This is a genomic window from Streptomyces albidochromogenes (assembly GCF_005981925.1).
Lineage (GTDB): Bacteria > Actinomycetota > Actinomycetes > Streptomycetales > Streptomycetaceae > Streptomyces > Streptomyces albidochromogenes.
In genome coordinates, this window is sequence record NZ_VBVX01000687.1 from 1 (window position 1) to 834 (window position 834).

Annotated in this window: 1 protein-coding gene; it reads left to right on the top strand. The window is 75.8% G+C overall.

Going from position 1 to position 834, the window contains the following annotated elements; translation table 11 throughout:
• Positions 1-834, top strand: an 834-nt coding sequence (locus E2E34_RS34765; RefSeq protein WP_138905776.1) for a YfhO family protein, incomplete at both ends; no start/stop codon positions are given.

Below are 834 nucleotides of genomic sequence, written 5' to 3' on the forward strand. Positions count from 1 at the left end.
GCCCTGGTGGGCGGCCGGGGTGCTCGGGGCGTCGTACGCGCTGTGCGGGTGGGCGGTCACCGAGGCCGTCTACAACCCGATGTGGATGGACGGCCTGATCGCGTTCCCGCTGCTGTGCCTGGTGGGCGAGTGGGCGCGTACGGGCCGCCGGCGCGTCCTGGGGCCCCTGGTCGTCGCCCTGGCGTGGACCGCGAACTTCTACACGGCGTACATGGCGACGCTCGGGGCCGCGCTCGTCCTGCTGCTGCGGCTGCTCACCGCCGACGGCCCGGCGCCGGTACGGGAGCGGCTGGGCGCACTGCTGCGCGCCGCCGGCACCACGGTGCTCGGCATCGGGCTCGCGGCGCCCCTGCTGGCCGTCGTCTTCATGGGGTCGCGGCACGCCTACCCGGGCTGGACACGGGAGTTCGCGCCGTCGGACTGGCCGGACGTGTTCGCGCGGGCGCTCCCGGCGACGTACAGCTTCTTCACGCCCGCGGGCTTCCTCGGCACCGGCGCCCTGGTGCTCGCCGGCACCCTCGTCTTCCACCGGGCGGCGCCCCGGCGCGAACGGTGGGCGTGGACGCTGCTCGCGGTCGCGGTGGCGGTGTCGACGCAGTGGGGGCCGACGCACCTGGTCTGGCACGTCTTCGCGACGCCGAACGGCAGCCCGTACCGGCAGACGTTCGTGCTCGCCGGCGTGCTCGTCATCACGGCGTGGGTGTCGCTCTCGTACGGCTGGCCCGGGCGGCGGGCCCTGCTCGGCGGCACGGCCGTGGTCGCGCTGCTGTCCGCGGGGGCGGCGACGAGTCCCCGGATCACGTCCTGGACGTACCCGCTCGTCGTGGCGGGGGT